A 20,835-nucleotide genomic window follows, 5' to 3' on the forward strand; every position below is an offset into this window, starting at 1 on the left:
AGCATGATGCGATGGAGAAGCGAAGCGTTCGCCTTTGATACCCGGTGGCTTCCTTGTCTCAATTTATCCTGGCCACCGGGGAGCAACAGCGATCGAAAGCGCAACATGGTCCCGGAGCGACCTACTCTCGCACCTACCCCTTAACTGATCCAGCAGTAATACCCTGAATAATGTACTTCTGCATCAGCAGGAAGAAGATAATTATTGGCATGATGCCCAGCACAAGGGCAGGCAGTGCCAGATCCCATTGCTTCGTATATTGACCGAATAGCGCAAAGGTCGCAATCGGGATCGTACGCAGGTTGGAGCTTTGCAAGATGAGGGACGGAAGCAGATAGTCATTCCAGATCCAGAGTGTGTTCAGGATAATGACCGTGACATACATCGGCTTCATCAGCGGGAATACAATCCGGAAGAACACTCCATATACAGAGCTGCCATCCACCCGGGCGGCTTCTTCAATCTCAACCGGGACCGATTTAACGAACCCGTGGAACAGGAACACCGACATGGGTGCACCAAATCCGAGATAACAGATGATTAATCCTCCCAGACTGTCGATCAGCCCAAGATTACTGGTTACCGTAACGAGCGGAATCATGATAGACTGGAACGGAATCACCATGGCGGCAATGAACATGCCGAACAGAATCCGGTTGAAGCGGGTATCACTGCGAACCATTCGGTATGCAGCCATCGAGCTGATCAGTACAAGCAGCAGGTTGCTGACTACTGTAACGATAAGTGAGTTCATCAGTGCCGAAGGAAAGTTGATTTTCTCCCAGGCGTTTGCATAGTTGCCCCATTGAAAGACTTCCGGCCATGCTGCCGAATTGGTAAGCAGGTCACCAAATGTTTTGACCGAATTGACAAACAGGAAGTAGAACGGAACCAGGAACAGCAGTCCAATCAGTACCATGATGATCTCGGTTATGATCGTACCGAAGCGATAGTTTTTCGTCGTTTCCATCTATGCCTCTACCTCCTTGCTCTTCGTCAGACGGACCTGAATCATCGTAATGATCGCAACGATTACGAAGAAAATGAGTGCTTTTGCCGTACCAATGCCGTAACGGTTGTTCACGAATGCCTCGTTGTAAATGTTGAGTGCAACGGACTCCGTTGATCCAAACGGTCCACCTTTGGTCAGTGACAGATTGAGATCAAACATTTTGAATGACCAGGAGATCGCCAGGAACAGACAGATCGTTACCCCAGGCATAATGAGCGGTAGAATGATGCTCCGCAGTACCTGCCAGCGGCTTGCTCCATCAATTTCAGCAGCTTCCAGCAGATCCGGCGACACATTGGTCAGGGACGAGATGTAGATGACCATCAGATAGCCTGCGGTCTGCCAGACAAATACAATGACGATTCCCCAGAAGGCGGTCGGCTCGTCTCCCAGCCAAGGGAGGTTGAAGAAGGACCAGCCGGTCACGTCACCAACTGCTGAAAACCCTTTCACAAATATGAACTGCCAGATAAAGCCGAGCAACAGTCCACCAATCACGTTAGGCATAAAAAAGATCGTGCGCAGAATGTTTCTCGTCTTAAGCGGTTTGGTCAGGAAGTACGCCAGGAAAAAACCGATGATATTGGTTAATACTACACCAACCACTGTAAAACGTACCGTGAACCAGAACGCTGTTTGGAACTTGGGATCATTCGCAAAAATATGAAGAAAGTTGTCGAACCCTACCCAATTGATATTCTCTGACACCCCGTTCCAATCTGTAAAGGAGTAATACATTCCCAGCAGGAAAGGGACCACGATGATGAGAATAAAGAACACGATGGAGGGACCCACGAACACCAGCTGCTGTAACAGCTGCGAAGATTTGCGATGCTTCATATCGTTCTCCCCTTCTATAGATGGATGGAATTGGTCTCTTTTTCTATTAAACCCCAATATTCCGGTTGGAAACACTGACCCTCGTGAACAGTTGGGTGTAAAATATTGTCCTCTCTTATCCTGCAACCAGAAGGGGTGTCCCGATGTCAAAATACTACAGCATTCGCACCAAGTTAATCGCTTTCATGCTCATAGCCACCACACTTCCCCTGCTGGCTTCCATCAGCATGTCATTCATCCAGACCAAAACAGCCCTGCGCGAGCAGGCCGTTGCCGAGAACAAACGTCTCATCTATCAGGCATCCACCAACCTCAACAACTATGTGGATAATGTGGCCCGAGCATCACTTGCCGTATACAGTGACCCTAATTTCCTGCGTAATCTGGCAAAAATCCCTGGGGATTATCGCGCTGTAGCCGAGGTGTATACAACGCTGCAGACCATTCGCTCAGCTGTACCGGATGTGTTCCAGCTCTATTTGCACTCGTTTGCAGCCAATCAATCTACCTTAATTATGAGTCCTTTTCCAAAGCGGGAGGAACGCAAACAGGCCTATTCCGACGCCCTCCATGGAAAAACAGGTGGTGAGAGTCCGGATATATGGGTAGAATCAGCGCATATGAGTCATACTTACGGCTTCAAGGCGGCTTCCGCCGATGATCCTGCACGAACAGTAATTACATTACATCGTGTAATCAAGGATGTGCCCTCAACCGAGCGCCTGGGGGTACTCGCCATAGACCTGAACATGAATACCATTGCAGCCATCTGCAGCAGGCTGTACGATCCGGAGAAGGAACAAATCTATGTCGTGGATGGTCAGAATCAGATCATATACCAAGGTCGTTCTGAGATCAGTGGAACAGATCAATTAAGGCAGGAAGCATCCAGGGAGCTTGATGCAGCACGGACCGGAACGGGAACAAGCAGCACCGCTGCAGGACATTTTGAACAAGAGCATTCCATGTATGTCTATCAACAAATGGGAAGCACCTTCGCCGACTGGACGATCATCAAACAAATTCCGAATGAGACGCTATATGCCAGGGCTACCACACTGACATGGAATAATGCCATGATTGCCATTGCAGCGCTTCTACTCGTTATCGTGGCTACCCTGTTCATCTCGATCCGCATTACCGGACCACTCAAGCAATTAATGCGGTATATGAATCAGATTCAGGCGGGACGTCTGCATGTGGACATTCGGCTTAAGAGCCAGGATGAGATTGGAGTACTTGCGCGTCATTTCCGGGATATGATGGATACGGTAAACAATCTGATTTTACGAGAATACCGACTGGAGATTGCCAACAAAACCAACCAGCTCAAAGCATTGCAGGCGCAGATCCATCCACATTTTCTATACAATACACTGCAGTCCATAGGCACACTCGCCCTCCAGCATCAAGGGCAGCGGGTGTACGTACTCCTCTCTTCCCTCTCCAAAATGCTGCGTTACAGCATGCGGGACCAAACTCGTGTCACCTTGCGAGAGGAAGCCGAGCATGCAAGGTTGTATCTGGAACTTCAACAGGAGCGGTTTGGCGACCGCCTTGAGGTACAGCTTGATTTTGCCGAAGATACGTTACGCACCGAACTGCCGAGAATGACCCTGCAGCCATTGATTGAGAATTATTTCAAGCATGGTGCGGATGTTCAGCCGGGTAAAGGATTCATTCGCATAAGCAGTCGCAGGACATCTGACCACTGGATTGAAATTCAACTGGAGAATAACGGACCTCCCATACCCGAGGGGAAGTTGTCCGAGATTCAGGGATGGCTAAGTCTGATTCACACCTCTTCCGGACTTGCCGCTCAGGATTCCGACCCATCGGAATCCATCGGCCTACGGAATGTGATGCGCAGGCTCCAACTGAACTCGCCGCCGGAGCATACGGCTACGCTGGAGATCAGCAATCTGGAACCACACGGTGTCATGATTAAGCTCAACATTTACGCGGGGGAGTGAACAACATGAAAGCACTTATTGTTGATGATGAAAAGCACGTCCGCGACGCGATCCGGCTGCTTGGGCATTGGGATGACCTGGGGATAGATACCCTCCTCGAAGCCGCAGACGGCCATGAAGCGGCAGCAGCGATCTCAGCCCACCAACCGGAGATTGTTCTTAGTGACATGCGCATGCCCGGTCAGGATGGCATGGCCCTGCTCGAATGGATATCGGTTCACGCTCCGCAGAGCAAGGTACTGGTTATCAGTGGGTATGACGATTTTGAGCTTGTCCGGCATGCGATTCGCTACGGGGGCATGGATTATCTGCTCAAGCCCGTAGAAGCGGATGAGCTGAATGCTTCCCTATCCAAAGCCGTGCGCGCCTGGCAGGAAGAAGAATCCGCTCGTATGCAGGCAGCACGCCAGTCCATTGTGGTTAACCGCATGCGACCCCACTATCATGACAGGCTGCTGACAGAGCTTGTCGCTGGACGCGGCAATGGTCAAGCTCAAATTCAGCGGCTGCGGGATGAGCTGAATCTTCCAGTGAAGGCTGGAAATTGCAATATTGCTGTCACCAGCCTGTCCCATTTGGACGCAGAATGTCTGGCCAAATACCGCAGCCATCCCGATCTGCTTGTATTCTCTGTTCTGAATATTTGCGCCGAGATGTTATCCACACCTGAGGAAGGCGTAGCATTCCGCCACTTGGATCAGCCTGATGAGATCGTAATATTGCACTGGGGAAGCTGTACTGCTCTTCGCCCTTTGCTTGAGAAGATAAACGATGGATTGCAGCAAACCATTCAGCGCCGGCTTCACTTTGGTGTCTCCGCGTGCGAATCCTATCCTTCCGGAATCGCGGCTGCCTATCATGAAGCCAGCCTTCGGTTATGGAGGCGCAATACGCTCCAGAACACTCAAAGATTCCACGATTCCCTAGAGACTTCCTCAGGGAGTAATAAAGGTTTACGTTTAAATGCTTATGAAGAATCCATGCGGCTTGCCTCAATGAGTGGGCGTGCTTCCAGTGTAACCACTGCTGTGGCAGAGTGGATCGAGCCCATAACGCAGCTTCAGATCATCTCCGCCGAACAGGTTCATCAGTGGATGGAAGAACTGGAATGGATCCTTGGGCGGTGGCTTGATGATGCGGCAGACTCTCCGCCAGCAAGCGATGAGGATGCGGTGGAGGAACAGTCTATCCCCTTTGCGGAATTACCACTGGATTCCGAAGGGCTGCTGTCCTTGCCTCTGCTTCGGTCTCTGCTGGAACAGCGACTGCTGGCAGCGGGGAAAGCTCTTACTTTTCAACCCAATACCCATTCTGATCCGATGACCGATATTGCGCGCTACACAGATGCCCATTATCAAGAGGATCTGTCCCTGCAGCAGATCGCTGCACGGTTCTATCTCAGCCGAGAGTATATATCTCGCAAATTCAAGCAGCAGTTCGGTTTGAACTGGTCCGAATATCTGGGGAAACTGCGAATCAACAATGCCAAACTGCTCCTCCAGAACCCTTCACTACGAATCGTAAAAATTTCAGAAATGGTTGGATACCAGGACGAGAAGTACTTCAGCAAAGTGTTTAAAAAGATGGAAGGCTTAACCCCCGGAGAATATCGTAAAACGTTAACGGAGGCGAATACCTAGTAAAATGAAAAGGCTGATTTTGATTACAGGAATGTCTGGTACGGGAAAGTCAACAGCTTTGGTCGAACTGGCCAGAAAAGGGTATCGTGTGGTGGACACCGATTATGGGGAATGGAGCGAGCACACAGATAGCACCGGTTGGTTATGGAATGAAGAACGGATCACGGCACTTCTTGCAGGGCATAACGAAGGAGCGCTATTTATTTCAGGTACAGTTTCTAACCAAGGCAAATTTTACCCCCTCTTTGATGCAATTGTCTTATTAAGTGCGCCACTTGAAGTTATCTTGGAACGAATATCTTCTCGTGAGAATAATCCTTACGGGAAGACCATGGCTGAACGAGAAGAAATTATTCATTATGTGCATACGGTAGAGCCACTGCTGCGTGCCGGATCTACGTTTGAGATCAACACGCGCAAATCCATAGAGGAAGTGACCGACGAGCTTGAGCGTATAGCTGCCTCACCTTGTAAGCGAAGCACAACCTAAATGATTATCTCATTTATCTTTAATGAAAAATGAAGGCACCAAACGAATGTAGATTAACTCTCCCGCTAATTCGACAATGGTTTGGGTTACGATGGCTGCAGCAGCAATTGTAGCCCATTCTTCCGGGAGTGCAAGCGCCAGCGGCAGCACGACGAGCGAATTGCGGGTGGCCGAGCTGAAGATCAGCGCACGTCCGGCACCGATGTCCAATCGGAACAGAAGCGCCACCAAGCGGGACAGAAATGGCATCAATATCAAAAAAGACACATATACAGGTATGGCATTCACGACAATAGCAAAGTCTGAGTACACCTTGCCAATCTGCGACGCAACCACCACAATTAACGCCAGTGCCATCATCGGAACTGGCAGCCAGGCTGCTGCACCCATCAGCTTTTCCCCAACTACTCTCCCCCTCGACAACACTTGAGTAAGGATTGCCAGGATTAATGGTATAACAATGAGCACCAGGAATGCTTCTACGAACGGCCCCACTTTCATCAGCTGGGCTGCCTCTTCCCCGGTCAGTAACCACAAATACAAAGGCAGTAATACCATTTGCACCACGAACAAGATTGGCGTTACAGCCAGCATAAGCTTTTCATTTCCGCGTCCAAGCTGGGTAAAAACAATGACATAATCGATGCATGGGGTTAGCAGCACCAGGTACACGCCGATAAGAACCGCAGGCGATTGTGGGAATATCCACGTCAGCAGCGATACGATCACAGGTACAATGACAAAATTGGCCGTTAGTACAGCACCGATAAACCTGAGGTTGGATAATGATTGTTTCAACTGCAAAAAAGGAATCTGTGTAAACATACTGTATAGCAAAATGGCCAGCACGGGTGAAACTGCGCCATGCAAAGCCGATCCCCATTCAGCGTTTCCCAGGCCAATGGCTGCACCAATAAGCAGTGCAACGATATAGAACCAGGTTTGTTGCTTCTCCATCGTCTCTCTTGTAAGCAAACTTCATCCTCCTTATTCGGGCATATTCCTCTTTCATTACGCGTACATTGGACAGAGCATGAATCAGGGAGTAGAAAATACTGCTCATCCATCACGCATCCTGTGAATTTTTTGCGGCCTCTTATTAGAATGTGGAAGAATTGGGTATATTCATTGTAGACTGACCCGCGGTTCATTTATTCTTTTGTAAACCAAGGAGGATGTACAATGTCTCGTAACAATCCGTACAAATGGTTAAATGCGATTGGCTTTATCGCAGTTATCGTTGTAAACTACCTGTCGAATTCTCTACCCATCGGCGGGAGGACCAACAAGGAAGTATCCGATATGTATCCCGTGCTGCTTACACCTTCAGGGTACGCCTTCTCCATCTGGGGATTGATCTATCTGCTGCTTGCAGGCTTCGTAGTTTATCAGTTTCTCCCGTCATCGTTTAAAAGGGATTCCATCACCCGGCTCGGTTACTGGTTTCTGGCAAGCTGCGTCTTTAACGTAGCTTGGATCTTCGCTTTTCAAAATCTTCAGACAGGCCTTGCCCTGCTTATTATTGTATTGCTTCTGCTGTGCCTGATCATGCTGTATCTCAAAACGCGTGCCATTACCCTCCCAACAACGGCAGAGATTTGGCTGGTTAAGTTGCCCTTCAGCATCTATCTCGGTTGGGTCAGTGTGGCGACCATTATTAACGCGGCTGTTCTATTATACAAAATCGGCTGGGATGGTTTCGGTATCAGCGAACCTACCTGGACGATCATCATGCTGATTGTAGGTCTTGTGCTAGCTGTACTGGTGAGCTTCCCTTATCGGGACAGCATCTACCCTCTTGTCTTTACATGGGCATACATTGCCATCGCCCTTAAACAGAAGGATGTTTCCTCTGTCTATTATACGGCGATTATCCTTGCAATCTTGCTTGCGATCTATGCCGTATATCTCTTCTTCGCCCGTAACCAAGACCGTGATTAATTGTAAACGTCGTTGAAAAAAAGCCGATTCCGGTCAACTCATTCGGAATCGGCTTTTTATGTATTGTAACACTCAGAAAAGGATGTTCCCGTTCTATTTCAGAGCGATAACTTCGATCTCCACAAGCGCATCCTTCGGCAAACGAGCTACTTCAACCGCACTGCGTGCCGGGTAAGGCTGTTCGAAAAATGTGCTGTATACCTCATTCACAGGAACAAAATCGTTCATGTCTTTCAGGAATACAGTCGTTTTTACGACTTTATCCATGCTTGTGCCTGCCGCTTCCAAAATTGCTTTTACGTTACTTAAGGACAAGCGGGTCTGTTCCTGAACATCTGCGCCAAACTCTCCCGTTTGGGGATTCAGGCCAAGCTGACCAGATGTGTAGACAAAATCACCTGCAGCAACAGCCTGGCTGTATGGACCGATAGCACCTGGAGCCTGATCTGTAGAAATTGGTTTTTTCATGGGCTGGTTCTCCTTCATGTTCTCAAGTTTTGAAGCCTATTATATCATGATCTTCTCTTGGCAAGAAACATCTCAGGAATTCTCTGTTCCAAGTGCATGAATCACTTCATTGGAGTAGACATGGTTGCCTTTGGCCCTGACAAGCGCAATATTAATCATAGCCCTGGCGATGGTTGAAGCATGTACCGCACGGTACTTGGCAGCTTTCCCCTTCAACCAGCGATCCATGAACGTCATCAGGTGGGCGGCAAGCTGTTCCCCAACACGTTTTTCACCGCGGTCACCCAAGATCAGAGATGGTCTGAAGATATGCAAAGAGCGGAAACCAACCGAGGATAGAGCTTGCTCCATCTCCCCTTTGGTTCGACTATAAAACACTCGCGAGGCCGCATTCGCCCCCATGGAGGAAATCACCAGCATCTGGGACACCCCTTGCTCGTTCGCAAGTTTGGCTGCTTCTACCGGATAGTGAAGATCGACCTTGCGGAAATTTTCCTGACTGCCTGCTTTTTTGATCGTCGTGCCCAAACAGCAGTATAAGTCATCCATATGGTGAAACAAATCCTTGACGTCCCCCAGTTGATCCCAATCCACCACATATTGTTCAAGCTTGGGATGCTCAAGTTCCAGTCGCTTCCTGACCAGAATACGAACTAATCCATATTCGGGTTGCCGAAGCAAACGATGGACGAGCAAGCTGCCCACCAGACCTGTGGCCCCGATCACAACGGCCTTTCGCCCGCTAATTTCCATACTCATCCCTCCATTTCACCTGTGATTACGATTTCAGAAGCACCCGGCGTCCCAGCGTAAAAGCAAGAAGCAGCATGGCGACACCAATACCTACCTGAAACCCATAGGCAGCCATCCAATTTAGCGTCTCCGGCCATTCTTCCATTTTCTCATACAACCAACCGCCAATCAGCGGTCCGAGGAACGACGTTACCCCCGTTAAGGCTGAGTAGACGGCGACGAACATCGGTCTTTCACTTTTGGGCGTATCTCCGATCGTAAAGTTGAAGGCCAGCTGGTTAAACCCTCCGACACCGATACCAAGAAAGATATGAGACATAAAGAGTGCAATCAAAACGGGCATAAACGACATTAAACCCCAGGACAGACAGGAGAGTGCGATGATCGGCAATGTCCAAAATAATAAGGTTTTGTTGCTGAATCGTGCGTTGAGATTACCCCAAATATAGAATCCGGCCATCATGACGATGGTCTGTACCACCGTAATGAGAGAAACCATCTGATAATTAATGTTAAGCAAGTCAAGCATCACATAAGAATACAGCGGAACAATCAGAGTCTGAATCCATAACCAAACCGCCAGAAATAGGGCAGCCTTCAGAAAAGACCGATCCTGAAACGGCTTCTTCAGCATCCGCCAGAAAATCGTCTCGGTCGAACGTTCAAAGGGAACATCCGGATAAAAGAAATAAATAACGATATTCGCTATCGCACAGATCCATACCGGAATAAACAGAATCAGGAACCCCATCTCGCCCGGAAAACGGTCCAAAACGATACCTCCCACAAACAAACATACGCTTCCAAGTGCATTCAGGATTGTATTCCGAATGCCGAAATAACGTCCCCTCACTTTGGCATGTACGATGTCCCCAATCAGAGAGGTCCAGATCATGCCCCCGATGGTATTGGATATGAATGCAACCGTGTACATTCCAACATAAACGCCTACCCACCACTCTTTGGGGAAGAGGAAGGGAATTAATCCGGTCGCACTCCACAATATGCGATGTAGCCCAACGAATAACAGCAGCATGCGTTTCCGACTGCGAATACGCTGCATCCAGAAGGCTGCTCCAATCTGGGCGATATTCACAAACGTGGTTATGGCGAGTACAAAACCAATGTGTCTTGACCCGGCCCCAAGATACAGCAGAAATCCCGTTAAGAATGGTCCACCCAGCAATGTTTGCAATATAATTGCCGGTACACCCTCCCATGTTGCGATCGATAAGTTGATGCGTTGTGTCGAACCCTTGCGACGTTTGCCAGCAAACGAGGGAGGGTTAACTTTGACCATCTTCTGTATGGGGATACACTCCTTAGACCGGGTTTTGACTGCCGGCCGATGCTAGTTATCACCACAAATTCTACTCCCAGCAAGATGGTTGTCAACTCATTTTTTCATGGTTTAGAGGAAGGTAAAGCCGGAAGGTACTTCCCTTGCCTTCAACACTTTCAAGCTGGATTGATCCGTCCAGCAAACGCGCCAAATCCCGACTGATGGACAGGCCAAGTCCTGTGCCGCCAAATTTGCGGCTGATCGACCCATCTGCTTGCTGGAAAGCTTCGAAAATGGAGTGGTGCTTATCTGCAGGAATGCCGATTCCCGTGTCTTTAACCGAGAAGACCAGCCATTTCCCCGAACGTTCAGGCTCGTCCCACTGTTCGGTGCTCACCGTCAAATGTACAGCTCCTTTATGCGTAAACTTGATAGCATTGGACATCAGATTACGCAAAATTTGCTGCACGCGCTGTGGGTCAGACCACATTGTGTCTGGTGCGTCAGGCGATTTCTCCATCAGCAGTTGAATTCCTTTTTTCTCAGCCACCAACTGGAAGTGACTCATTACGTCTTCAACGAGCTGCGACACACTAATATCCTCATATACGATATCAAGCCGCCCAGCCTCCACTTTTGACAAATCCAAAATATCGTTAATCAACGTAAGCAGTTCCTGGCCGGATTGGTCTATCATCGCTGCAAACCGAGCAATATCCTCCTGGTCCATCGTTTCGCTGTTTTCACTAATCATCTGGGCAAAGTTAATCACACTGTTGAGCGGTGTACGCAGCTCATGCGACATGTTGGCGAGAAATTCAGACTTGTACTGCGAAGCCAGCATCAACTGCTTGGCGCGCTCTTCCAGTACAATTTTGGCGCTCTGCAGCTCTTCCTTCTGCACAGACAATAAGCGGTTGGTACGTTGAATAAGCAGAATTCGATTCCGTTCATTCTGGAAGTCCCGCAGGATAAAAGCAAAAATAAGACTAAGTAAAATACCGGTAGGAAGCGTGTAGGGCATAATATGGGAGAAAAAATACGCTGGAGGAACGACACCAAGCAGGGCAATATTGATGCTGTTGACGACATTGACGATGACAATAACCAGCACACCCTTGATAATGAGTCTGTAATCACTGCGTCTCATCCATATATTTAACCCAGCACATACCACTCCAAGGATGGTCATGATACCCAGACCCGCGAGCGTAGCTTCATTAATACCAAAGGTCAATCGGGTCAAGCCGATCCCGACACCAATAATAATTAAACTATAGGACTGCCTGAAAGTCAGAACAGCAATGATTAATGGAACAAACCGGAGATCAAAAATCACTTCATCGGTTAACTGAAAGCCAAATACCGTACTAATCCAACCTGCGAAAATAAGAACCAGTACAGAGCTCCATTGTTTAAATCTGGAGGATGCACGTATCACAATGTATTTATAGAACACACTAGCCAGATAGGCTATGGTGATGAGCATCCCCATATTTAATACGAACATCTTAGAAAATTGCATTCACTCACTCCTGTTGCCCCGATTTGTTCGTAGACACACCATTTGTCCGTATGTACTTCTATCATATCATGCCCATACAGCCTTCGACATTCTTGGCACGTCAAAAAAATACACAAAAATACACAAATTCGGATTCAATTTGTGCTCGAAACATAGTAGAATATAGTGTTGTTTAATTTATCGCTGTGATCCACTTCCTTGACGGATTTGGATTGAAAGGAGAAACGTTGTAGTGCAAACGTTAAAAAGCAAATCCTACTGGCTGTCATTAAGCTTGATGCTTTCTCTGGCTGTCATGGGACTGTTATATGATGTTCTTAACAGCCCTGAGCGCGGATTCGCAGTGCTCAATTCACCGATCGATCGGCTCATTCCTTTCGTACCCGGAATGTCCCTTCCTTATCTGGGCTGGTACCCGTTTGTGTTCGGTGTATTGGCATACCTATGTGCCAAAGACAGACTTACCTATTATCGCGTACTGCTGTCCATGAACATCTGCGTCTGGATCTGTTATCTGATTTATTTCAACTTTCAGACCAGTGTTCCTAGACCAGAAATCACAGGTACGGGCCTCGGCGCATCCGTCCTGGGATGGCTCTATAGCCAGGATCGCCCTTATAATTGCTTCCCAAGCATTCATGCACTTCATTCCTATCTTGTTATGCGAGCAGTCCTCTCGGTGCAGAGCATTCGCCGTTATGTCAAACTACTCGTAGCAGCTGGGGCAACACTAATTGTTCTATCTACCCTGCTGATTAAGCAGCATGTGATCTATGATGCTCTGGGCGCAATCATCCTTGGTGAGTGCATCTTCACCATTATTACCGGGCTGTCCTTATACCGGCGGCGCCGGAAAGATTCAAAGTGGACCGAGGGGATCAACTGACCCCTCGCTCCGAAGAACCGTGGAGATGCTCTTTCCTTCTCCACTCTTCTATAAACAAGCCTGCAAAATAAGGGTCCCATTGGGTCCCTTTTCCTTCTTCCAGGATAGATAGCGCTTTCTCATGACTCATGCCGTTACGATATGGACGATCCGAGGTCATGGCATCAAAGGCATCCGCAACGGCAATAATCCGCCCGAAGAGCGGAATTTCGAGGCCTGCTTTGCCATCCGGATACCCTTTTCCATCGTAACGTTCATGATGAGACCGCACACCCGGCAAAAAATCAGCCATTGCATCCATCGGTTCGATCTGTAATAAAATGCTCTCGCCCAATACCGGGTGGGTCTGAATGATTGCGAATTCTTCCTCACTCAGTTTCCCATCCTTGAGCAAAACCTCATCAGGCACTCCGATTTTACCAATATCATGAAGAAGGGCAGATTTGTACAGCAAATCTGCTTGCTCCTCACTCATACCACTCAGTTTGCCGATCATGAGTGAATACTCGGCCACCCGCATGGAATGTCCGGCCGTATACTTATCCCTCGCATCCAGTGCAGCAGCCAGCGTGGAAAAATAACTCTGCAGCAGCTGCCGATTACGTTCCTGCCTCATCTCCAGCCGATTAATCATCATATTAAACCCGGAAATAAGTGCCGAAAATTCATCCGCATAAAGGTCGGGTGCTCTTCTGCCCAGGTCCCCTTCCTGAATTCGGTTCATCTCTTTTGTTAATTCTGCGACCGGATCACGCACATCCCGGATCAGCAACCAGCTGCCTACCAGGGCAAAGCCCGCCCCCAACACAACAACGATGATTCCCCACAGGATATACTCTTTCGCAAATTCCTGATCCATATACTGAAGCCTGATAAACGTAGCTAGGAAAAATAAACACAATGGAAATAGTCCAATGAGGGCTGTGCTCAGCTGAAATTTCCGTTGAATGGATACCAGCACACGTCCTCCCAATGACGGCTCGGTGCCATATTGCTGTTTACCTCGGCGGCGCGCCTCCATCAGAAGTGGTCTGATCGCCCGAACGGTCAGAAAATATTCAATTAACGCATGCATGATGGCAATCAACATGGCACAGGCCGCTGCTACAGCAACATAGTTTGTTGGGAAGTCCAACCAACCCACTGCAAGCATCCATAGGGTTAACCCGGCAGCTGGCAATGAAAATCCCAGCAGATGTGGTCCCATGATCCGGTAAATGGTTCGCCCCGGAAAATGGTGAATAACCTCATACATTTGGCTCAATTCAGCCCGCTCGTGATGCTCCCCAGCGAAAAATTGTCTAATTGGTCTAAGCTGAACCCGGAAAGCAATGCCTTCGGCAACGAGCATAAACAAAAGGGAAATGAACACAATCAGAATCAAACGCATATATTCAACATTTGGTATTTGCAGCGTAGAGACCATCACCACAGTACCAACAACAAATACGGCTGCGAGTGAGCCTACCAGATAATTGCGCACCAGACGAAAGATAAATGAACGGTATACCTCCACCCAAACCCCTCACTCTCTATGTGCAACCAGTTCTCCCGATAATGTAAGGGGGAGATTCAGGGCATTGCCTTTATTTTTTATCGGTCAAGCCACGTCAAAAAATTAATGATCTTCACAATCATTCATCTCCGGCATATTACAATATGTGCATATCTCCATTTGTAGTCATGCTCCCAGCAAAAAAAAGACTGTTTCCCGTTGGAAACAGCCTCGTATCATCACTTGTTCTATTTATCCTTCAATCTTGGCAGCCAGAATCATCGTCCCGCGAGGCTGGTCACCCATCGCATCCGGTTCCAGAGTAATGGCAACTGTGTCATAGTCATTGACTGAATCCAAAGTATAGTACACAGCACCCATGCCATCATGGCTTAGGAACGTTCCGGCATTCTGAGGCGTATCTCCCTTGATCAGCCAGACCTGGAATGCTTCGTTCCCTTCCAGATCAGGCAGGTTTTCTGCCTGCACAACCAGATGTGTACCCTTGTCGTCGATGACAATGGTCGCCAGTCCATTCGCCACGATGTCCTGTGCTGCAGGGCTAAGCTTCACGGCCTCGCCCATGCGCACGGAGCGCGAAGGCTCCTGCACAGCCGCAAGCTGCTGCTGCAGCTTTTCATTCTGCGCCTGTGCCTGTGCGAGCTGCTCCTGTGCAGCTGATGAGCCGGCAGCTTGCTGCGTGAGTGCATCGATTCGGCTCTGCAGCTGCGCAGCGTAGAAGCCGAGCACCAGCGCCGCCGCAGCAAGGCCGGCGCTGGCTACGCGCCAGGCGCGGCTGCTGCGTGCACGCGCGCGCCCTTGCGGCTGCCACGGCTGTGCCTGTGCAGCCTCTTCTGCCCGGGCTGTGGGCACCGCCGTGTTCGGCGGTATGCCTGGCCCGGGCTGCGCCGCATCTGCATGCTGCGGCGCCGGGATTGCCTGAAGCACCGCGGGTGCTTCAGGTTCCGCAGGAGCAGCCGCCGGCTTCGGCTCGGCGCTCTCCTGCGCGTGGCCGAGCACGTTGCCCAGCACACGTGCCCGCATACCCGGCGGCGGGGCAACTGGTTCCGCCGCGTGTGGCAGGAAGCCGGTAACTTCCTGCAATTCCTTCACTTCCTGGCGGCATGCTTCACACGTAGCCATATGTGCCTCAAATGCTTCCACTTCCTCGGCTTCCAGTCCGCCCAGCACATACATCGGTGCCAGATCAGACCACTCTTCATGTCGTTCTATCATAGATGTATGCCCTCCCTTCCCGCGTCTGGCTGCAATTCAGTATCGGCTAGCAGCTTCTGAAGCTGCTTCATTGCTAACCTGACCCGGCTCTTGACCGTACCCAGCGGTATCCCGAATCGGCTGGATACTTCCTGCTGCGTTAATCCCCCGTAATATATAGATTCAATAACCTGCTGCTGATCGCGATTCAATTGGGACAAGGCTTCCCTGATTCGGGTCCCTTCCCACTTCCGTTCCACTTCTTGTTCCGTATTGGTTTGTTCATCGGCATACGCTGCCAGAGATTCGTTCTCTAACGCTGTTGTCGCGGCACCTTTCGATTTGCGCCTCAGCATATCCACTGCAATGTTTCGCGTAATGGCAAACATCCATGTGGTTAGCTTCCCCTGGGAGGCCTCGTATCGTTCTGCGTTATTCCAGACCCGCAGGAACAGTTCCTGTACCGTTTCTTCTGCCGTCATTGGATCACCTACGATCCGGTAGGCAAACGAATACACTGCCCGCTCATAGCGGTCATATAAAAGCTCCAGTGCAGATGCATCCCTCTCTGCGATCTGTTGCATTAACCTGCTGTCCTCCATTGATTCAGTCATGCGAGGGCCCCTTTCTTGATCTCCCTCAACATTATAACCTACGAAAAAACATTTGAAGAGGATTACCTTAGGGAAGAAAAAATCTGAAAACCTTTCATGAATTTTCCTCGCAAAACACTTCACCCTTCCTTTATCTTGCAAAAAATTACAGACTGTGGTATACTCTTAAAGTTGGAATTAAACCTCAACTGATTTTCTATCTTCTTTTAACCCCGGAATATTTTCTTCATGCTGCGACCGCAGCGAATATGTACAACCAACCTATGGAGATTGAAGAACCTGAATCACATTAACCCGGTATAACAGAGTTTCACAAGATTTTCCCATTCACACTGGCGCGGTCATCGGAGCCGCAAGGACAAAAGAGAGGTAGGGCTTTTGTTGTTTTGGAAGTCACTTATTCTTGAGAAGATTGAAAACATACACAAACCAAGCACCCGGAATTGGGTTCCGGGTGCTTTTCCATGTCTGATTACATATTTTTTAATTTAATGATCCGATCTTCGAAAAGTTCTCAATTAGATGAACATGGTTTTGGAGATAATGACGAGCAGGATGAAAAGCACCAGAATGGTACCCATGGATCCCCAGCTTCCCCCACCGTGACCATAAGAAGTTCCACAGTCTTTGCTGTAACCATAACCGTGCACCATTGGAGCCTGGTTCGCGTGGTGTCCGTACCCGTATCCATATCCGTATCCAAGCGGCATTGTTCCACATCCGTAACCGTACATTTCGTGACCTGTGTATGGGTAACCCTGCATGTTTTCATGACCTCCCATATGTCCGTATACGTGTCCCTGTCCGTTCGGTGAATTCGGTTTAACTTCGCTCATTGTTCATTCCTCCTTAGCATTTGCCTACACCCCTAAGCTATGTATTTTGCCTACGGCTGGACCGGGCTATGGCCCTCATTTGCATAAAATGGGCACTTTTCGCCTTGGACTGGCGTGGATATTCACCTGTGTTTTTTTAATCTGTTTCTGTATGCTTCTTCTATCCCAGCACCTGTCCAGCTTGTCCACAGCCTAAAAAAACCCTGCCGGGTAACCGGCAGAGTTCGCTATATTACACCCAGAAAGATTTAGTGATGATGACGAGGAGAATGAACAGAACCAAGATGGCTCCAGTCGATGTCCAACCGCCGTATCCTACGCCTCCGACTTCGCTCATGGAGAACCCCCCTTTACCAGAGAATTCGTGTGTGGGGATAATAAATGCTATTATACCCAGAAAGATTTAGTGATGATGACCAACAAGATGAAGAGAACCAAAATGGCACCAGTCGATGTCCATGCTCCGCCGTATCCACCTACAACTCCACTCATGTAAAACCCTCCTTTGATTTGAGGTACAGTTCACTATATGCAGAAGTCCTTTCCCAGACCGGGCTCTAGACAAAAATGGGCTGGTGTCCACAGCCTTATAAGCACCTTAATTCATTTAACAACTACTTAGATACGGATCCCTGTTCTCTAAATTGCATATTTCAACAAACCATAGTTCTTTGGATGGATGCGCATGTTTGAGCTTAATTGTTTATATAGTGGCACTAACTCCATAAATCCATTTAAAATGGATGCACAAATATTGCCATAATGGTATTATTTATAGGTTGTTCTGTTGATTAATTGTTCCAAAATTACCTTTTTGGTAAATTTATATTCTCTTTTACTTAGTAATGTTATTATTTTACTATTCATGTGGAAAGGAGTCTTTATGCCTACTTTGGGTGAGCGCATTAAATATTTAAGAGAAATGAAGGGGTATTCACAGAAGGAATTGTCAGAAAAAACGGATCTCACCATAGTCCAATTGTCCCGGTATGAAACCAATCACAGAAAACCTGATCCTGAAGCTTTATGTTGTTTAGTAAAGACTTTGGACACCAGTGCAGATTATCTTATCGGTCTAACTCCCGAGTCGTCATTAGCATCTCCGATAAGGAATCTGAATCAAGAATTCATTTCATATCTGGATGATCCTGTACATGAGACCTTCTTAAAGAGTTTTCTTGATGCACCTGATCAGCTTAAAAACGAAACCCTGCAATTTTTCAACTTTATTATGAGTAACTACGAGAACTCAACTCTGGAGCACCGTAAACACACGATGACTTAAGAAAAAATCTCATCCGATGAGAAGCACATTAGGGGATATTAGAGATCATGAAAAAACTTATTACGATTCTGGCATTAACTGTATTGCTTAGTGCTTGCGGTAATTCAGAAACATCCAAAACAGCAGACACACAAACTACAGAAACAACAAGTACAAGTGCAACTGAAACTGTCTCTGCCGAGGCTAAGACTACCAAATACACTACATACAGTGGGGAAGGCTTCTCATTTTCTTATCCAGATCACTGGAAAAGCGTAGATACAAGTCAAATGAATGCAGCAGTTAAAGCAGCATTTTCAGACCAGTCAACATCATCACAATTTGCAGATAACATTAATTTCACCATTGAATCCAGCCCATCAGGTTCAATTAACCCTGAAGAGTTTGCCAATAATGTTGTAGACTATTACACACAAAACGGTGCATCTATCGGTATTTCCAATTATAAGAAAGTTAGTTACACCAATAAGCCCTACAAGGAATATAACGCAGGTGTTTTGGAAGGAAACTATACACACACTTCCGGCACCGATATAGTTCTCGTCCAGTACATGATCCCGACCAATAGTGAACTCTACACCATGACGATAACCTATTCCAAAGATTCCTATAATCAGGATACAGTTAACGAAATCATTAATTCCCTAAGCATCTCTGCTCCTTTGGAACAGACTGCTGGAAGCACGGTTGCTGAAAGCACAGCTGCAAATTTCTTCAATGATTTAACACCATTTATCACAGATAACACGGCTGTATTAGATCAGGCTTCTTATGATTTCATTGCCGGCAATAGCGATTTGTTCCCTGCGAGCACAGCGGATCTTCGCAAAAAGGCAAAAGGTCTTGTTGACTCCAAAGTTACAACCAGACATCTGAATAAAAACGTGGCTAACTATTATGAGGATTTCGTCAGTGTCAGTGGACAAGTCATTCAGGTTGAAGAGGATAACTCTCTCGGATCAACTTTTTCAATTGTTCTTGTTATGGATGATAACGGTAATTACGTTACAGCACTATACCCAGCAACAACTGGAGATTTACTTGATGGAGATTACGCTACCGTAATCGGTGCACCTATTGCCAACTACTCATTCCAAAATGTCGGAGGCGGTTTTACCAATTCCACGTTGATTGGAGCTTCACTGGTTATCGCTGAATAATTCCTTGCACAAATAAGAACTCAACCTAGGAGGTTGAGTTCTTTTCATCTCCCTGCCTCATTTAGTTATCATAAACACGAAATCACATAGTCCCCTCGTCATAATCAACACTTCATTAACACAAATCGTAAGAACCAATTTTACATTTCGATTATATATTTATGTTTATTTTTAAGTACAACTCCCGCGATAAATCGCATTCATAATGATTCGTAAGAAGTAAAAAAATAATATATTTCACCCGTGTCAATTATCCCCAATTAGGGTATTATTCTCAGGTATAACACATTTACATAGGAGTTGATGATAAAGGTGAAAATGAAAAAAGTTATTCTTGCTTTATCTATAGGAATGTTAGTTGGTTCTTCTTCCATGGCTGTGGCTGCAACCTCCCAAAAGGTGCAAGCAACGTTGGCGAACTTCAAAGTTATTGTTAATGGTCAGTCCAAATCGGTAACATCCGATCAATTATTGTATAAGGGCAATACATACCTACAACTTCGTGAAGCTGCCAAAATTCTTGGTTATGAAGTAAATTACGCAAGTGCGACCCGCTCTATCGAATTCTCTGCAAAGAGTCAAACTCAAGCAGACTGGATTACTCTAATTGATTTATCTGCCTCCAATGGATATGACGTTGCACTCAAGGGAGACTCAGCGGATGTCTATAATGTATCAAAAAATCTTAAAACCATTCTGAGTGTTAATGCGAATGGTCTTAAGGAAAACGAAGAAAAGGTGGTAGCAGATCCATCGGGTAAAACAATTCGTTACAAAAAATTGCAGGGTTCTCTGGTATTGAATCGCGGAGATCTGAAAAAAGCTGGTTTGATCAAGTAATCCACTTTAATAAAGAGCCTCGCCGGGTATGTCTCCTGCGAGGCTCTTTCCTGTGCTGTTCTTCTGTAAGAGATACCTGGTTACTGCAGAGAAAGGATATTCCCTGTCCGAAGAATAGGGAATTCGCCCAATCCCATCCTAACCCCTAATTCGGACGTACCTCACGGGATGCCAGCTTGTCCTGAACGGATTGCAGCTTCTGTATGCTGGAGGCATCCGGTTTATCCCGCCGATCGTCAATCTTGACGGATGTAGAGACCCGCTGGGCGCCCGATAGAAACGGAGCTTCATGCAGAGCCGCTATGGCTGTGAAGACCTCGTTCAGCGGTCCTTCGATAATAGTGCTCATTGAAGTCAGCTGATATGTAATGCCACGCTGGTTTTCCAATACGGCCTGCATGTCGGCCACATAACTGCTTAGACTGGTCGTTCCTGTTCCAATTGGAATTACGGTCACTTCTGCTATTGCCATCCTGCTCCGCCTCCCTTAGCTTCGTTGATTACCGTTGTCACTATATTTAGTGCAATTTTGACTATTTTTATTTTACCAGTTGAAGGCGTCACAATTCAAACTGACGTG

Annotated in this window: 22 protein-coding genes; 8 read left to right on the forward strand and 14 right to left on the reverse strand. The window is 47.5% G+C overall.

Going from position 1 to position 20,835, the window contains the following annotated elements:
* Positions 1-133: 133 nt before the first annotated feature.
* Together CHH60_RS23985 and CHH60_RS23990 are read right to left on the reverse strand one after the other, a co-directional pair.
* Positions 134-970, reverse strand: a complete 837-nt coding sequence (locus CHH60_RS23985; protein ID WP_095361508.1) for a carbohydrate ABC transporter permease — start codon at positions 968-970, stop codon at positions 134-136.
* Complete coding sequence (locus CHH60_RS23990; RefSeq protein ID WP_095361509.1) at positions 971-1,852, reverse strand: carbohydrate ABC transporter permease; 882 nt, start codon at positions 1,850-1,852, stop codon at positions 971-973.
* A gap of 143 nt (positions 1,853-1,995) precedes the next feature.
* On the opposite strand from CHH60_RS23990, the gene CHH60_RS23995 reads away from it, so the two are divergent.
* The 3 genes from CHH60_RS23995 to CHH60_RS24005 are packed head-to-tail and all read left to right on the forward strand — an operon-like array spanning position 1,996 to position 5,955.
* Positions 1,996-3,825 (forward strand): cache domain-containing sensor histidine kinase, encoded by a 1,830-nt coding sequence (locus tag CHH60_RS23995; RefSeq protein WP_095361510.1) that lies wholly within the window; start codon positions 1,996-1,998, stop codon positions 3,823-3,825.
* A 5-nt stretch (positions 3,826-3,830) separates the two neighbouring features.
* Positions 3,831-5,465 (forward strand): response regulator, encoded by a 1,635-nt coding sequence (locus CHH60_RS24000; RefSeq protein ID WP_095361511.1) that lies wholly within the window; start codon positions 3,831-3,833, stop codon positions 5,463-5,465.
* A gap of 4 nt (positions 5,466-5,469) precedes the next feature.
* On the forward strand, positions 5,470-5,955 hold the full coding sequence (locus tag CHH60_RS24005; protein WP_095361512.1) for an AAA family ATPase: 486 nt from the start codon (positions 5,470-5,472) through the stop codon (positions 5,953-5,955).
* Positions 5,956-5,964: 9 nt separating this feature from the next.
* Here CHH60_RS24005 and CHH60_RS24010 read toward each other — a convergent pair whose 3' ends face one another.
* A complete protein-coding gene (locus CHH60_RS24010; protein ID WP_176476197.1) occupies positions 5,965-6,912 on the reverse strand; it encodes an arsenic resistance protein in 948 nt (315 codons plus the stop codon).
* Positions 6,913-7,137: 225 nt separating this feature from the next.
* On the opposite strand from CHH60_RS24010, the gene CHH60_RS24015 reads away from it, so the two are divergent.
* Positions 7,138-7,896 (forward strand): tryptophan-rich sensory protein, encoded by a 759-nt coding sequence (locus tag CHH60_RS24015; RefSeq protein WP_095361514.1) that lies wholly within the window; start codon positions 7,138-7,140, stop codon positions 7,894-7,896.
* Between the two features lie 93 nt (positions 7,897-7,989).
* On the opposite strand, the gene CHH60_RS24020 is transcribed toward CHH60_RS24015, so the two are convergent.
* The 4 genes from CHH60_RS24020 to CHH60_RS24035 all read right to left on the reverse strand — a co-directional run bounded on the left by CHH60_RS24020 (position 7,990) and on the right by CHH60_RS24035 (position 11,924).
* Positions 7,990-8,364: a RidA family protein gene (locus tag CHH60_RS24020; RefSeq protein ID WP_095291831.1), complete on the reverse strand. Its 375-nt coding sequence runs from the start codon at positions 8,362-8,364 to the stop codon at positions 7,990-7,992.
* Between the two features lie 72 nt (positions 8,365-8,436).
* Positions 8,437-9,123, reverse strand: coding sequence for an oxidoreductase (locus CHH60_RS24025; RefSeq protein ID WP_255248070.1), 687 nt, complete (start codon positions 9,121-9,123; stop codon positions 8,437-8,439).
* Between the two features lie 19 nt (positions 9,124-9,142).
* Positions 9,143-10,417, reverse strand: coding sequence for an MFS transporter (locus tag CHH60_RS24030; RefSeq protein ID WP_095361516.1), 1,275 nt, complete (start codon positions 10,415-10,417; stop codon positions 9,143-9,145).
* Positions 10,418-10,508: 91 nt separating this feature from the next.
* A complete protein-coding gene (locus CHH60_RS24035; protein WP_095361517.1) occupies positions 10,509-11,924 on the reverse strand; it encodes a sensor histidine kinase in 1,416 nt (471 codons plus the stop codon).
* A gap of 232 nt (positions 11,925-12,156) precedes the next feature.
* Between CHH60_RS24035 and CHH60_RS24040 the strand changes: the two genes are divergently transcribed.
* Complete coding sequence (locus CHH60_RS24040) at positions 12,157-12,810, forward strand: phosphatase PAP2 family protein (RefSeq protein WP_095361518.1); 654 nt, start codon at positions 12,157-12,159, stop codon at positions 12,808-12,810.
* Here the strand turns inward: CHH60_RS24040 and CHH60_RS24045 are convergent.
* From CHH60_RS24045 to CHH60_RS30120, 6 genes are all read right to left on the reverse strand, one after another.
* Positions 12,803-14,326: an HD-GYP domain-containing protein gene (locus CHH60_RS24045; RefSeq protein ID WP_095361519.1), complete on the reverse strand. Its 1,524-nt coding sequence runs from the start codon at positions 14,324-14,326 to the stop codon at positions 12,803-12,805. The genes CHH60_RS24040 and CHH60_RS24045 overlap by 8 nt on opposite strands.
* Positions 14,327-14,557: 231 nt before the next feature.
* Positions 14,558-15,541, reverse strand: a complete 984-nt coding sequence (locus CHH60_RS24050) for an anti-sigma factor (RefSeq protein WP_095361520.1) — start codon at positions 15,539-15,541, stop codon at positions 14,558-14,560.
* On the reverse strand, positions 15,538-16,134 hold the full coding sequence (locus CHH60_RS24055; RefSeq protein ID WP_095361521.1) for an RNA polymerase sigma factor: 597 nt from the start codon (positions 16,132-16,134) through the stop codon (positions 15,538-15,540). Before CHH60_RS24055 ends, CHH60_RS24050 begins: the two co-directional genes overlap by 4 nt.
* Before the next feature lie 518 nt (positions 16,135-16,652).
* Positions 16,653-16,970, reverse strand: coding sequence for a hypothetical protein (locus CHH60_RS30620; RefSeq protein ID WP_095361522.1), 318 nt, complete (start codon positions 16,968-16,970; stop codon positions 16,653-16,655).
* Between the two features lie 232 nt (positions 16,971-17,202).
* Positions 17,203-17,307: a YjcZ family sporulation protein gene (locus CHH60_RS30115; protein WP_212677023.1), complete on the reverse strand. Its 105-nt coding sequence runs from the start codon at positions 17,305-17,307 to the stop codon at positions 17,203-17,205.
* A gap of 50 nt (positions 17,308-17,357) precedes the next feature.
* The gene (locus tag CHH60_RS30120) at positions 17,358-17,462 is read right to left on the reverse strand and encodes a sporulation protein YjcZ (protein WP_192262833.1); all 105 of its coding nucleotides are present in this window, start codon (positions 17,460-17,462) and stop codon (positions 17,358-17,360) included.
* A gap of 391 nt (positions 17,463-17,853) precedes the next feature.
* Here CHH60_RS30120 and CHH60_RS24065 point away from each other — a divergent pair, with 391 nt between their 5' ends.
* The 3 genes from CHH60_RS24065 (at position 17,854) to CHH60_RS24075 (ending at position 20,255) form a co-directional block, all read left to right on the forward strand.
* Positions 17,854-18,255 carry a helix-turn-helix domain-containing protein gene (locus CHH60_RS24065; RefSeq protein ID WP_095361523.1) on the forward strand — a complete coding sequence of 134 codons (402 nt, stop codon included), beginning with the start codon at positions 17,854-17,856 and terminating at the stop codon, positions 18,253-18,255.
* Positions 18,256-18,302: 47 nt separating this feature from the next.
* Positions 18,303-19,415 carry a PsbP-related protein gene (locus tag CHH60_RS24070; RefSeq protein WP_095361524.1) on the forward strand — a complete coding sequence of 371 codons (1,113 nt, stop codon included), beginning with the start codon at positions 18,303-18,305 and terminating at the stop codon, positions 19,413-19,415.
* A gap of 318 nt (positions 19,416-19,733) precedes the next feature.
* A complete protein-coding gene (locus tag CHH60_RS24075; protein WP_249281219.1) occupies positions 19,734-20,255 on the forward strand; it encodes a stalk domain-containing protein in 522 nt (173 codons plus the stop codon).
* 145 nt (positions 20,256-20,400) lie between these two features.
* Here CHH60_RS24075 and CHH60_RS24080 read toward each other — a convergent pair whose 3' ends face one another.
* A complete protein-coding gene (locus CHH60_RS24080; protein WP_095291795.1) occupies positions 20,401-20,727 on the reverse strand; it encodes an MTH1187 family thiamine-binding protein in 327 nt (108 codons plus the stop codon).
* Positions 20,728-20,835 lie beyond the last annotated feature (108 nt).

Source organism: Paenibacillus sp. 7523-1 (genome assembly GCF_002276415.1).
GTDB lineage: Bacteria > Bacillota > Bacilli > Paenibacillales > Paenibacillaceae > Paenibacillus > Paenibacillus illinoisensis_A.